Source organism: Nitrosomonas marina (assembly GCF_900110145.1).
Taxonomy (GTDB): domain Bacteria; phylum Pseudomonadota; class Gammaproteobacteria; order Burkholderiales; family Nitrosomonadaceae; genus Nitrosomonas; species Nitrosomonas marina.
This window is the reverse complement of sequence record NZ_FOCP01000005.1, coordinates 62,714-76,008: the sequence shown is the minus strand read 5'-3', so window position 1 is coordinate 76,008 and position 13,295 is coordinate 62,714. Positions and strand designations below refer to the sequence as shown.

Genomic DNA, 13,295 nt, shown 5'->3' with positions numbered 1-13,295 from the left:
AATACTCGTGCTTATGTAAAGCCAGAGAGAATCAAACAGGATTGTCAATATCGATAAACCGGTGCTCAAAGCCGAATTTTGTTGACAAATGCTCGCCAAGCGCCTGTATACCATAACGTTCGGTAGCATGGTGCCCAGCAGCAATTAATGCCACGCCGGATTCACGCGCGGCGTGTACTGTTTGTTCAGAGATTTCACCAGTCAGGTAGGCATCGACATTTTGTGCAATTGCTGCATCAATGTAACCCTGAGCCGCACCTGTGCACCAGGCGATACGTTGGATATTCTGCTCAGGGTTGCCGATAACAAGCGGTTTCCGTTTCAGAACCCGTGAGATTTTTTCACCGAGCGCGCGCAGAAGCATAGGTTCGGCAAGTTTTCCATGCACAACAATATCTTGTTCGCCAAACCGGCCGGTTTCGATAAACTCCAGCCGTTTTGCCAGTTGTGCATTGTTACCCAGCTCGGTGTGGTAATCCAGTGGCAAATGATAGGCAAATAAATTGATTTTATTTGTTAACAGCAATTCAAGCCGACGGGCTTTCATTCCGGTAATGCATGCGTTCTCTCCGCGCCAGAAATAACCGTGATGCACAAGAATGGCATCTGCGCGATGTGGCACAGCAGCTTCCAGTAATGCGCGCGATGCTGTCACGCCCGTTACTATTGTATGTATATTCGCACGGCCTTCTACTTGCAGGCCGTTTGGACAATAATCCTTGAAACGGGGTATTTCCAGTAATTGATTTACGTATTGTTCGAGCTCGTTTCGATGCATGCGTTTTGTCCTGTGTAGTTGCACTAAATTACGAATCGCGATAAAAAGCGATTATTTTATCTTGGAGTGGTCAGTATATATGTACAGGCTTTGGTTGATTTTTGCACAAACTGCAACAATTCTATTGGCAATTTTTTTTGTAGTTTCTACGTTGCGCCCTGAATTGTTACCCTGGACACCACGTGGAGAACTGGTAACGATCAAGGAAACAACGTCTAGCTACATTGAATCCAGGCCTGACAGCTATTATGAAGCAGCCAGCCGGGCGATGCCATCCGTAGTAAATATTTTTACCCGGCAGGCGGTAAAGGAAACACCGCATCCGTTGTTAAACGATCCAATTTTTCAGCGGTTCTTTGGCGAGCAGCTTGAACCCCGATTGCGACGCAGATCCAATCTCGGATCGGGTGTTATTGTCAGTTCGAATGGTTATATTTTAACCAATCATCATGTTATAGAGGCTGCGGATGAAGTTGAAGTGGCATTGCCTGACGGACGCAAGATAGAAGCGGCTGTCATCGGCTCTGATCCGGAAACCGATCTTGCAGTCTTGAAAATCGAATTGCAGGATATGCCAACAATTACCTTTGGTCAGTCAGAGCAGGCCAAAGTGGGCGATGTCGTACTGGCTGTCGGTAATCCGTTTGGCGTCGGTCAGAGCGTCACCATGGGTATCATAGGTGCACTGGGCCGTACAAAAGTAGGCATTAACACCTTTGAGGATTTTATTCAAACAGATGCTGCAATTAATCCTGGTAATTCAGGTGGGGCGTTAACGGATACTGATGGTAACCTGATTGGTATCAATACAGCCATTTATTCTCGATCGGGTGGGTCTCTGGGTATCGGTTTTGCTATTCCGATTCATATTGCAAAAGAGATCATGGAACAGATTATTCAGTCTGGTCGTGTTATTCGTGGCTGGCTTGGCGTCAGTATGCAGGATATGAACAAGGAACTGGCTGATTCGTTTAATTTGGATAGCGTGACGGGTGCATTGATTGCAAGCGTTCTTAAAGACGGGCCTTCAGACAAAGCCGGCATTAAGCCTGGCGATATTATGATTGCTATAGAAGGCGAGCCCGTAGAAAATTCTTCTGAGTTGCTCAACAAGGTTGCCGCACTTCCGCCGGGAGAAACCGTTACAGTAACGATAATCCGCAGCAATAAGAAAAAGAATATTCAAATTAAAGTGGGTGTTCGGCCAGAGCAACTGTGAGTTGGATGCTCCTGACAGCTGCTGGTGTTGCGAATCGAGCGGTTATAGGGCGCGGCTGCGCAACAGAAACGCAAGGCTTATGAAACCATATAAGGTCTGGTTGGCATAAACAAAGACAAAGCAGCCGAAAATTTAAATTTCATGACGAAATTCGTGCGAATAATTTATTCAGCCAGCCTGATAGGGATTAACGTCAATTGGTTGAGTTAGGCCAATGATCGTGTTAGTCAAAATTTCCGCGCTGGCTGGCGCCATTGTCATGCCGTATCTGAAATGCCCGCTATTGATAAAGAGATTGGTTAAATCAGGATGTTGACCAATAGTTGGTATGTTCTGTGGCGATGCGGGGCGAAGCCCTGACCACTGGCGTATGATCGGCATTTTGTGTAATTGAGGTAAAATTGTAAGCGCCTTTTCTATGAGTTGTTTTTTTGCGTTAGCTGTAATTTGTTTGTTAAAACCTTTATCTTCCGAAGTGCTCCCTACCAGAAGATAGCCATCCTTACGCGGGACAAGATATGAACTGTTTTGAACCAGAATGGCCGGTATTGGCGGATCATGGAATTTAAACAGCAGCATTTGACCGCAAATGGGCTTGATGGCCAGGTTGTGTGCATGTTGTCCCAGAAGCTTTGTACTCCACGCGCCAGCAGCGATGATGTAGTAATCAGCGGCAAACCGACCGGAAGAAGTCTGAAGTTGTTTCACGCTGTTTTGCTTGACAATTAAATGCTGTACATTGCAACTTTCAATAATTTCTCCTCCCAGCTGAATCACGCGTTGATGAAGTGCCTTTAACAGCTTCGGATTGCGAATTTGAGCAATATCGGGTAGATGGATTACCTGTTGTATCCGGTCGCAACGGTTGATTGCTTCGAAGTTTCCGGAGGGTATAAGTCGAGATAAATTCGACAGTTGCATTCTGATATCATATTCCGAACACCAGTTCATCGCGGTTTTGATGTTGTATGGCGGTAAAATAAACATTCCGCATTTGTTGTATTCTGGATCGGTTCCTGTGAATGCATGCAATTTAGCTGCCCAATCTGAATAAATTTTGGCACTGTATTGTGTTAATCGTGTAACAGCTTCAGAGTAATTCCATGGAATAAGTGGCGATAATATACCGCCGCCAGCCCATGAGGCCTCTTTTCCTACCTTTCCCCGTTCCAGAAGTAATACTTTAAAACCCTCTCGAAGCATCTTCTCAGCAGTTGCCAGTCCAATGATACCTGCCCCTACAATAATTGTATTCTGTTTCATATTTATACCATTGATTTCATTGAAGAGAATCACAATACGGATGCATGTGGGCAAACACTGAATTAACGGAAGTCAGCGATGGGGTTTGTACCTAAAAAAAGCGAGTACAGATGCACTGGTGGAATTCAAAAAAAGCTAAAGTCATTCTTAACTTCTACCGTAAAAAAAGTAATTCGAGATCGTTGTCAGAAGTAAAAAGTGAATAATTTAGCAATCGACAAAGGATTTACTCTCATAGAGTTGGTCGTTACTTTAAGTGTAGCAGGTATTTTACTGGCTGTGGCGGCTCCAAATTACCAGGAATTTGTGCAGGAAAGCAGAATAACTGCGCAAAGCAACAGCATTTTATCGTCAATGATGCTGACAAAAAGTGAAGCGATAAAACGAAACAGCCCTGCCACAATTTGTCCGAGTACCAGTGGTACCGCCTGTACAGGCGGAACTGTTTGGTCGAACGGATGGATTGTCTTTGCGGATACAAATGGAGACGGGGTGGTTGATGCTGGTGAAGAAGTTATCCAGGTAGCAGCCGCATTTACGGGTGGAAATACACTTCAGACAGGTGGTGGTGATTTGCGGGTGACATTTTCAGCGAACGGTTTTTCCATGGGTTTTAATAGTACGTTTTCTTTATGCGACAGTCGCGGCTCCGCTCACTCCAGAGCTGTGATTTTGAATAACCAGGGACGTGTCCGTACGGAGAAAGGATCAGCAGTATGTTAGGTCATCAAAACTGTGGATTGCACATGCACCATGTTCGTGGTTTCAGTATGCTGGAGGTACTGATTACTGTACTGGTTCTTTCGTTTGGTTTGCTTGGTATGGCCGGCTTGATAATGACGGGTATGAAGAGCAATGCCACAGCGCATTTTCGCTCGGTTGCAATTCATCAAACGCATGATATCGCGGACCGTATGCGCGCCAATCTGTCAGGCGTAAGGAATGGTTCTTACAATGATCTGACAACAAATATTCCAGCCAGTAATGATTGCACTGCAGCTGAATGTGATGCTGACCAAATGGCCGTGTATGACCATGCTCAGTGGAATGTGGCCAATGGCAATCTGTTGCCAAATGGTCAGGGAACAGTGTCTGGCGATTTGGTGAACGGGTATGTCATTACCATTATGTGGACAGAGAAAGACAGAGGTGGTGGATGCCAAGGAGTTGTATCCCCTGAAACACGTTGTTTCCTAACCAGGTTCTCGCCATGATGCACGTTGAAAAATCTAGACAAGGTGGTTTCACTCTGGTTGAGATGATGATTGCTTTAACGCTCGGCCTGGTGATACTGCTGGCTATTGGTACCGTGTTTGTAAGCAGCAGCCAGACATTTCGCGGACAGGAAGAAAATGCCCGTATTCAGGAGAGCGGCCGTTTTGCGCTCGAGATTATTGGTCGAAGCATTAAACAGGCGGGGCATGCTGATATTCCGTTCGCAGGATTTAAAGTGGCCTTCTCGGGCGTGCCTATAAACGGTGTTGATGGAGGCGGCGGTGTTCCAGATACATTGACTGTGCAATACGATGGCGCTATTGGCGACAATGATTGCGAGGGCACGCAGGTTGCGGCTGCTGACAATATTATCCAGAATTACTTTAATGTAGACGTGGCCAACGCGCAATTAAGGTGCGATGGCGAAATTGATCCAGCTCCAGCTGTGCCTGCCGCTCCCCCTTCGGGTACTGTGCTGGCCGAAAACATAGAAGATCTTCAAATACTTTACGGTATTGACACTGCTGGTGATCAATCGGCAAACCAGTATGTTGATACCCCAGCTGATTGGGATCAGGTAGTCACAGCGCGGGTTTGTGTACTCGTGCGCTCAGACCAGAACAACATTGCCTCTGTCGGAAATAATTACCGGGACTGTAGCGGCGCATTGGCTGCTGTTCCTGCAGATGGTCGATTAAGGCGCGCGTTTACTGCCACATTCAATTTACGGAACCGCATCAATTTACTGCCATGATATCGTTTTACTCATTGCCCAATAGACAAACCGGCGCAACTTTTGCGACAGGTCTGATTTTTTTAGTAGTACTTACACTGTTCGGAACTACAGCGATGCGGACAGCCGGCATGGAAGAACGAATGAGCGGTAACCTGCGAGACCGGAATCTCGCTCTTCAGGCTGCCGAAATGACACTGCGATATGCCGAGCAACATATCCGTGATAATGATCCGACGACAAATACGCCAAACCCCATTGATGGCGTGACTGGTTTTGATAGTGTTTGCACTAACGGGCTATGCTACTACGGAGCAGGTGTATCAGCACCCGGAGAGCCTGGAAATCCCGGAAATCCGGCCTGGGTTACGTACTGCACGCCGGATTGCCCAATCAGCTATGTTCCTGGAACTGTGTTCAATGTAGACGGTGTCAATTTTACTGCACCGGCTCTGCCGGCAGGTGTGCCGGCGCCAACATATATTATCGAAGGAATTAGAAAAACACCGCCAGGTAATGGCGTTCGTTATTACTACCGTATTACCGCGCGGGCACTGGGTGCAAAACAGGGAACAGAAGTGCAGTTACAGGAAATTTTCAGACCCTAAGACTTGCGCATGGATATAAAGCAACTGGAAATTTACATAGGGTGTCGTGATCATGATTGAAAATCTAATACGTTCGATATTATTAATGGCTTTTGTGTGTACTCAGGTGGCTTTTGTAAAGCCAATATATGCATTGCCGCCATTATCAAACGGCCCGCTTTTTCTGGGCGGAAATATCTCACCGAATGTGATGTTTACCCTGGATGATTCCGGATCGATGCAGTTTGAAATCATGCCGCAGGATTTGATTATTCAATCCGTTCGTTATATGTTTCCTCGAGCCAATGATGTTTATGGCGGCAGCGATTATTCCAACTATGTAGTAGATTTTGATCCGGCCAATAAATACACCGCTTCCTTGCGCTCCAGCTATGTCAACAAAATTTACTATGATCCGACAATAAACTACCTGCCCTGGAGCAATCATGACGGATCGCTGATGAGTAATGCAGACCCTACCTGTGCGCCACACAATCCAATGCTTCTAGGAAAAGGCTGTCGCAACCTTACCTTAAATAACATAGAAACTGCGCGTTGGTTGAAGAGTAATGGTGGTTTAACGTATTGGGAATTGAAAATTTTTTATCCAGCCGTGTATTTTAAATATAACGGTGGCAACGTAAATTCCGCCAGCAGTTATACACAGATTGAAATCAAGTCCTCGACACCAACATATGCTGGAGGGGCCAATCGTCTGGATTGTGCCGCCGTATTCACATGTACTTACGATGAAGAGATTCAAAACTTTGCCAATTGGTATACGTATTACCGATCTCGCATACTGCTGGCACGCGCCGGTATTGGCAGGGCTTTCGCCGAACAGGGCAATACCATGCGCGTAGGCTTTGCTGCTATTAACAAAAATTCAGAGTCAATTGACGGTGTTTCGACCAAGGTTATTGTTAAAGGGGTCAGACAGTTTGTCGGCGCAAACAAGACAGATTTTTTCGATAACCTGTATGGATATACGCTCCGGGCTGCTGGCACACCACTACGACATTCGGTTGAATATGTTGGAAAATATTATCAGCGTAATGATAATCGAGGGCCATGGAGCGAAACGCCTGGTTCGAGTGGTGGCGTAGAATACGAATGTCGCCAGAACTATAATATTTTGATGACCGACGGTTACTGGCATGATACTGACGATCCTTCGCCAGGAGTCGGCAATGTCGATAATACAGCAGGTTCCAGCATTACTAACCATTCATCGCCGCCTACCCCTCCGACTTATACCTATACGCCGGAACTTCCTTTTGCTGATGGTTACAGTGATACGCTTGCTGATATTGCTATGTATTACTGGAAAAATGATTTGCGTCCGGACCTGGATAATAATGTGCCGACAAACACCTCAGACCCGGCTTTTTGGCAACATATGGTAACGTTTACTGTAGGCCTGGGTGTAAGTGGTGCCTTGAGTGAATTGCCAACGGGTTCGGAGACATGGCCTGATCCAACGGGCAATAATGAAACGCCTGCAAAGATTGACGATCTCTGGCATGCTGCTGTCAATAGTCGAGGAGAGTTTTTCAGTGCAGCAGATCCCAATGTTTTCGCCAGCGCTTTATCCAATACATTATCAACCATTATTGCGCGAACAGGTTCGGCATCAGCCGTGGCGGCCAACTCGAATTCCCTGATGACGAACGGGCGGATTTATCAAGCAAAATTCAACAGTGGTGACTGGAGCGGACAGCTTTTATCAATTCCGATTGATGCAGCCGGTAATCTGGGTGCTACAGAGTGGGAAGCCGGCTCGGTCTCGCTTGCCGCTGCATCCATTAATCCGACATCGCGTGTTGTGATTACAAAAGGCAGCTCAGATGGTGTTGTATTTGAATATACAAATCTGACAACTGCCCAGAAAGGTTACTTGGACAAAAACGCAGCGGGTGTGACTGATAATTGCGGTCCTGAAAGAGTCGCTTTTTTGAGAGGAAGCGGTAATCATGAAGGTGCGGGAGGGACATTCGATTGTGCCAGTGCAACAACGGTCAATAAATTCCGTAATCGCACAACCAGCAAGCTTGGTGATATTGTGAATTCAGGGCCTTTTTATGTAGGAAAACCGCGCGCTGGTTATTCTGATGTGGACCATCCGGGGTATGCTGCGTTTCATTCGACATATCAGGATCGTTTACCGGTTGTTTATGTTGGGTCAAATGATGGTATTCTGCATGGTTTTAATGCCTGCTTGCCTGGTATAACTTCGGGCTGTTCAGCTGCTGATGCCGGTAAGGAGATCATTACGTATATTCCAAGTATGGTATATGCCAATTTAAGCAGACTGACCGACAAAGAATATCAAGCCAATCATCGTTATTTTGTCGATGGTTCCCCGATGGTTGGCGACGCATATACAGGTTCATCACCAAGCTGGAAAAGTGTATTGGTCGGTGCTCTGAATGGCGGCGGTAAAGGTTATTTTGCACTTGATGTTACCAATCCGTCAGGAGTTTCAGGCTCTGCCCCAGCATTTACAACGGCCAACGCGGCAAGCCTGCTTTTATGGGAATTTTCGGATGCAGATGATGCGGATGTGGGCTATAGCTATAACTATCCGCCAGTGAATGCATTTACCGGCCAGGCCAAACAGATTGCAAAAATGGAAAACGGCAAGTGGGCAGTTATCGTCGGCAATGGTTACAATAGCGACAATGGCAAGGCCGTTTTGTACATACTGTTTATATCGGGCGGCGAGGATGGTAATTGGACTGTAGGTACTGACTATATCAAGCTTGTCGCTGATACAGGGCCAAATAACGGTCTCTCGACACCGATTCCATTTGACTCGGATGGAAACGGTTTGATTGATGTAGTTTACGCAGGTGATATCAAGGGTAATTTATGGAAATTTGATGTAAGTTCGGCTTCAGCCTCAAGCTGGAATGTTGCGATTGGCGGTCTGCCTCTGTTTGTATCAGGTACACAAAAACCGGTGATTGCGCCTCCGGTTATCAGCTTGCATCCTGATGGAGGCCAATTAGTGCTGTTTGGGACAGGCAAATATCTGGAAACAGGTGATACGACTAACACCGATACACAGAGTATCTATGGTGTCTGGGATCACAACACTTCTGCAACAATAACAGTTGGCGACCTGGTGCAGCAAGTAATCACAGATGCCTCCGTGCGGATTGCCTCACAACATCCTGTAGATTATTCTGCATCAGTAAAAGGGTGGTATTTTGATTTACCAATCAGTGGCGAGCGATTGACTGGTATTCCCGCGCTTGAAGATGGTCTGTTTACCTTTACTACGATAATCCCCTCAGCTTCTCCCTGTGATTTTGGTGGCAGGGGATTTGTAAATACAGTTGATTTTTTAACAGGCGGAATGCTGTCATTTCCTGCATTCGATATTAATAGAAATAATCGTATAGGTTTTGATGATGGATTGTCAGCAGGGGTTGAGATTGGTTTTTCTGTAGGAGGTGTAACAAGAATCCGGGGGGCACTTGAGGACGTATTGGTTTCTTCGAGGGCTGATGGTACATTAATCAAGACTCCTGCAACGAAAGGATTGGCGGGGCTTCGCGGCAGAATTACCTGGCGCGAACTGATTCAATAATCTTGTAAAAGATATGTGTGTACGTAAAAATATCGTTCATTGTTTCAACAAGAGTGAGTGGTATTTAATTGGGTAGTTTGCTGTCAATATGTAGCGGTTGCCAGATTTCGTATCAACAAAGTAACAAAAGGATGGTAGAAATGAAATTCAATAGAAAAAAAAGTGGTTCATATGGTTTTACATTGCTTGAGTTACTTGTAGCCGTAGCAATTATTGGCATAATTGCGGCCGTTGCCCTGCCTTCCTATCAGAATTATGTCAGGGATACGAATCGTGGCGTGGCAAAAGCAGTTCTTTATGAGAACGCTCAGTTCATGGAACAGTTTTATACTGAAAACAATCGCTACGACCAGGATCTTGCCGGAAATGCGGTTGTCATACCTTTAGCACAGTCTCCCAGAACGGGGAATATGCAATATCAGGTTTCAATTCAAGCTGTTGCAAACAATACGTTTACATTACAAGCTGTACCTGTCGGTTCGATGGCCGGTGATTTCTGTGGAACACTAACATTGACAAATACCGGACTACAAGGTGCGGGCGCAGATGTTGCTACTTGCTGGAATCGATGAGAGACTGTTCTGTCCACTTAAATGAGTTTTTATTTACGTATTTCTTTTTCCATTTCTTCCACTGAAACATGGCGAACGTCCTTACCTTTCACCATGTATACTACATATTCGGACATGTTTTTTGCATGATCACCAATGCGCTCAATCGCCTTTGCTATAAATAATATTTCGATTGAGGTGGATATCTTGCGAGGATCCTCCATCATGAAAGTAATCAACTGACGCATAATAGAGCGAAATTCTTCGTCTACAAACTCATCCTGCCGCACAATTTTTGAGGCAGAATTCGGGTCCAGTCGCGCAAAAGAATCGAGGGCCTTTTTTACCATATCCATGGCGATGCTGGCGACATGCTTGATTTCCGTAAAGCGCGGTATCTGCAAACGATCATTGGAGTATATCAATCGTGCCATGCGCGCTATTTTTTGTGCTTCATCACCGATGCGTTCAAGATCGGTGATGGTTTTGATGATCATGACAATCATTCGTAAATCGACCGCAGTTGGTTGCCTGCGAACTATAATCTGGCTGCAGATCTCATCAATGGATACCTCCATCGCATTGACGCGGTGATCATATTCGATAACCTGATCAATCAGTTCTTCGTTGCCTGTGGTCAGTGCCTCAATAGCGCGCTCAATTTGTTCCTCTACAAAACCGCCCATTTGTAAAACACGCGTTCGTGCTTCTTCAAGATCAGCATCAAATTGTTTGGAAATATGTTCTTTATTCATTGTGGAACACCTTTGTTGAGTTTGAACAAAAAAGGCAATTGTTACAGTAGGTTACTCAGTATGCATGGTTTTAACACCTTCATCAGTGCCAAGCAATAAAATATCTGCTGCACGACGGGCAAAAAGACCATTCGTTACAATACCAGTTATTTGATTGAGGGTGGATTCCATTTCAACAGGATTTAAAATCTGCAAACCGTGTATATCAAGAATGACATTGCCGTTATCCGTAATAAAACCCTGCCGAAGCGCCGGCTGCCCCCCCAATGACAGAATCTCCCGGGCAACATAGCTGCGTGCCATCGGAATGACTTCGATGGGAAGCGGGAAATTACCCAGAACATCGACAAGCTTGGATTGGTCCGTAATGCATACAAATTTTCTTGCCACAGCTGAGACAATTTTTTCGCGTGTAAGTGCACCGCCACCTCCTTTGATCATATGAAGATGAGGGGTTATTTCATCCGCGCCATCGATATATACAGGAAGATCATCTACATTATTCAGATCAATCACTTCTATACCATGCGACTGGAGCCGTTTTGCCGTTGCATCGGAGCTGGCTACAGCCCCGTCTATTTTGTGCTTTACTTTTGCCAGTTCGTCAATAAAATAATTTGCTGTTGATCCTGTTCCTACGCCAATGATACTGCCGATTGAAATATGTTCAATAGCAGCTGCCGCTACGGCACGTTTCTGTTCATCCTGAGTCATTTGTTTATTATCATCAACTGAAATTAAAATAAATCATCTAGATCATTATAATGTTTATGTTTTGCAATTGTACAATTTTATGGCAGCTATAAAACCCTTACCTGAACTGTTGATAAACCAGATTGCTGCTGGCGAGGTCGTCGAGCGTCCAGCTTCGGCCCTCAAGGAAATTTTAGAAAATAGTATAGACGCCAGTGCAACCCGTGTTGATATACAGCTTTTGCAGGGCGGTATAAAGCAGATGCGTATTACTGATAATGGTGCGGGCATTGCCAAAGATGAGCTGATCTCTGCCCTGACACGACATAGTACAAGCAAAATCAGTTCTCTGGACGATCTGCACAAGATTACAAGTTTAGGATTCCGCGGTGAAGCGCTTGCCAGTATATCGGCCATTTCAAATTTAATATTGACCAGTCAGACAGACGATCAAAATCATGCGTGGCAGGTACAGGCCAGCTGCGGATCGGTTACACAACCGAGACCAGCGGCACTAAGCAAAGGCACGGTTGTGGAAGCGCATGATTTCTATGCGAACATTCCGGCAAGAAGAAAATTTCTGAAAACAGACACAACTGAGTATACGCATTGTGAGGATGTACTGAAACGGATGGCTTTGGTGCAGCCTGATGTTGAATTTACTCTGGAGCATAATGGAAAACTGCGACACCATTACTCGATTACTGATATATCGCAGCGAATCGAAGCTGTGCTGGGCGAAGATTTTATCCAATCGGTTGCTTGTATCAATGAGCAGGCCGCCGATATAAGGTTGCACGGTGTTGTTGCTTTGCCTGCGTACTCACGTGCATCACGTGACACACAATACTTCTTTGTGAATCATAGATTCATTCGTGACAGACTGATTGCTCATGCGATCAGGGAGGCTTACAGAGATGTGCTCCATTTGGATCGTTATCCTGCCTTCGTTCTGTTTCTGGAAATGAATCCGTCAGAAGTGGATGTCAACGTTCATCCGGCGAAATCCGAAATAAAATTTCGCGATCCACGCGCATTGCATCAATTTATTTTTCATGCCGTTCATAAATCACTGGCCAGACCTTCAAAAGAGATGCATCCGGAACTGGTTACGAACGCGGGTTCTGAATCAATCCCGCATTATCCTGGTCGCCCACCGAAAAAATATGGCGTCGAGCAGCCGACAGAGTTATATCAGTCGTTGTTTGATATTGAGGATGCGTATCCGAATACTATGGCAGCTACTGACACAGGAGCGCAAGCAAATCGTAGATCTGATGTACTGATAGCAGATAACGCATTAGCGGAAAATATGCCTGACTTTCCACCGCTTGGTTTTGCGCTGGGTCAGTTGCATGGCGTGTATATTCTTGCACAGAATAATAATGGTTTGGTTGTTGTCGACATGCACGCAGCGCACGAACGGATTTTGTATGAAAAATTGAAGGCGGCAATGGATAGTCAATCGTGGTCCACGCAGGCACTTTTGATTCCTGTGACATTTCATGCAGATCGAAGCGATGTTGTTTTCGCCGAAGAAAATCTGATGCTATTTGAGCAGATAGGGTTTGAGCTTGCTATTCTTGGTCCTACAACGCTGGCTGTACGATCGGTACCAGCGATCCTGCAACAGGCCGATATTGTGAAATTGACCCAGGATATATTGCGTGAAATAAGAGAATACGGAAGTGATCGGGTGTTAGCGGCTGGACGTAACGAAATCCTGGCTACAATGTCTTGTCATACTGCGATACGAGCTAACAGAACGCTGACTATTGCAGAAATGAATGCATTATTGCGTGAAATGGAAGCAACGGATCGTGCCGATCAATGCAATCACGGCAGGCCGACCTGGTACGAAATCAGCATGGCAGGTCTGGATAAATTGTTTATGCGTGGAAAGTAA

12 protein-coding genes are annotated in these 13,295 nt (G+C 45.6%); 8 read left to right on the top strand and 4 right to left on the bottom strand.

The features are described from left to right. Positions 1-31: 31 nt before the first annotated feature. Positions 32-778 carry a Nif3-like dinuclear metal center hexameric protein gene (locus tag BMX44_RS04935; RefSeq protein ID WP_090628842.1) on the bottom strand — a complete coding sequence of 249 codons (747 nt, stop codon included), beginning with the start codon at positions 776-778 and terminating at the stop codon, positions 32-34. Between the two features lie 79 nt (positions 779-857). Between BMX44_RS04935 and BMX44_RS04930 the strand changes: the two genes are divergently transcribed. Continuing rightward, complete coding sequence (locus BMX44_RS04930) at positions 858-1,997, top strand: Do family serine endopeptidase (RefSeq protein ID WP_090628839.1); 1,140 nt, start codon at positions 858-860, stop codon at positions 1,995-1,997. 168 nt (positions 1,998-2,165) lie between these two features. On the opposite strand, the gene thiO is transcribed toward BMX44_RS04930, so the two are convergent. Continuing rightward, the gene (gene thiO, locus BMX44_RS04925; protein ID WP_090629130.1) at positions 2,166-3,260 is read right to left on the bottom strand and encodes a glycine oxidase ThiO; all 1,095 of its coding nucleotides are present in this window, start codon (positions 3,258-3,260) and stop codon (positions 2,166-2,168) included. 198 nt (positions 3,261-3,458) lie between these two features. On the opposite strand from thiO, the gene BMX44_RS04920 reads away from it, so the two are divergent. The 6 genes from BMX44_RS04920 to BMX44_RS04895 all read left to right on the top strand — a co-directional run bounded on the left by BMX44_RS04920 (position 3,459) and on the right by BMX44_RS04895 (position 9,962). Further along, entirely contained in the window at positions 3,459-3,983 is a 525-nt protein-coding gene (locus BMX44_RS04920) for a GspH/FimT family pseudopilin (RefSeq protein WP_090628836.1), read from the top strand. Then, on the top strand, positions 3,977-4,474 hold the full coding sequence (gene pilV, locus BMX44_RS04915; RefSeq protein ID WP_090628832.1) for a type IV pilus modification protein PilV: 498 nt from the start codon (positions 3,977-3,979) through the stop codon (positions 4,472-4,474). The genes BMX44_RS04920 and pilV overlap by 7 nt, the downstream gene beginning before the upstream one ends. Then, the gene (locus BMX44_RS04910; RefSeq protein ID WP_090628829.1) at positions 4,471-5,229 is read left to right on the top strand and encodes a PilW family protein; all 759 of its coding nucleotides are present in this window, start codon (positions 4,471-4,473) and stop codon (positions 5,227-5,229) included. Before pilV ends, BMX44_RS04910 begins: the two co-directional genes overlap by 4 nt. Continuing rightward, complete coding sequence (locus BMX44_RS04905) at positions 5,226-5,816, top strand: pilus assembly PilX family protein (protein ID WP_090628827.1); 591 nt, start codon at positions 5,226-5,228, stop codon at positions 5,814-5,816. The genes BMX44_RS04910 and BMX44_RS04905 overlap by 4 nt, the downstream gene beginning before the upstream one ends. A gap of 52 nt (positions 5,817-5,868) precedes the next feature. After that, the gene (locus tag BMX44_RS04900; RefSeq protein WP_245738837.1) at positions 5,869-9,390 is read left to right on the top strand and encodes a pilus assembly protein; all 3,522 of its coding nucleotides are present in this window, start codon (positions 5,869-5,871) and stop codon (positions 9,388-9,390) included. A 140-nt stretch (positions 9,391-9,530) separates the two neighbouring features. Next, on the top strand, positions 9,531-9,962 hold the full coding sequence (locus BMX44_RS04895) for a type IV pilin protein (RefSeq protein ID WP_090628824.1): 432 nt from the start codon (positions 9,531-9,533) through the stop codon (positions 9,960-9,962). A 29-nt stretch (positions 9,963-9,991) separates the two neighbouring features. Here the strand turns inward: BMX44_RS04895 and phoU are convergent, their stop codons facing one another. Both phoU and rpiA read right to left on the bottom strand, forming a co-directional pair. Next, positions 9,992-10,696: a phosphate signaling complex protein PhoU gene (gene phoU / locus BMX44_RS04890; RefSeq protein WP_090628821.1), complete on the bottom strand. Its 705-nt coding sequence runs from the start codon at positions 10,694-10,696 to the stop codon at positions 9,992-9,994. A gap of 51 nt (positions 10,697-10,747) precedes the next feature. Next, entirely contained in the window at positions 10,748-11,410 is a 663-nt protein-coding gene (rpiA, locus tag BMX44_RS04885; RefSeq protein WP_090628819.1) for a ribose-5-phosphate isomerase RpiA, read from the bottom strand. A gap of 79 nt (positions 11,411-11,489) precedes the next feature. Here rpiA and mutL point away from each other — a divergent pair, with 79 nt between their 5' ends. After that, the gene (gene mutL, locus BMX44_RS04880; protein ID WP_090628815.1) at positions 11,490-13,295 is read left to right on the top strand and encodes a DNA mismatch repair endonuclease MutL; all 1,806 of its coding nucleotides are present in this window, start codon (positions 11,490-11,492) and stop codon (positions 13,293-13,295) included.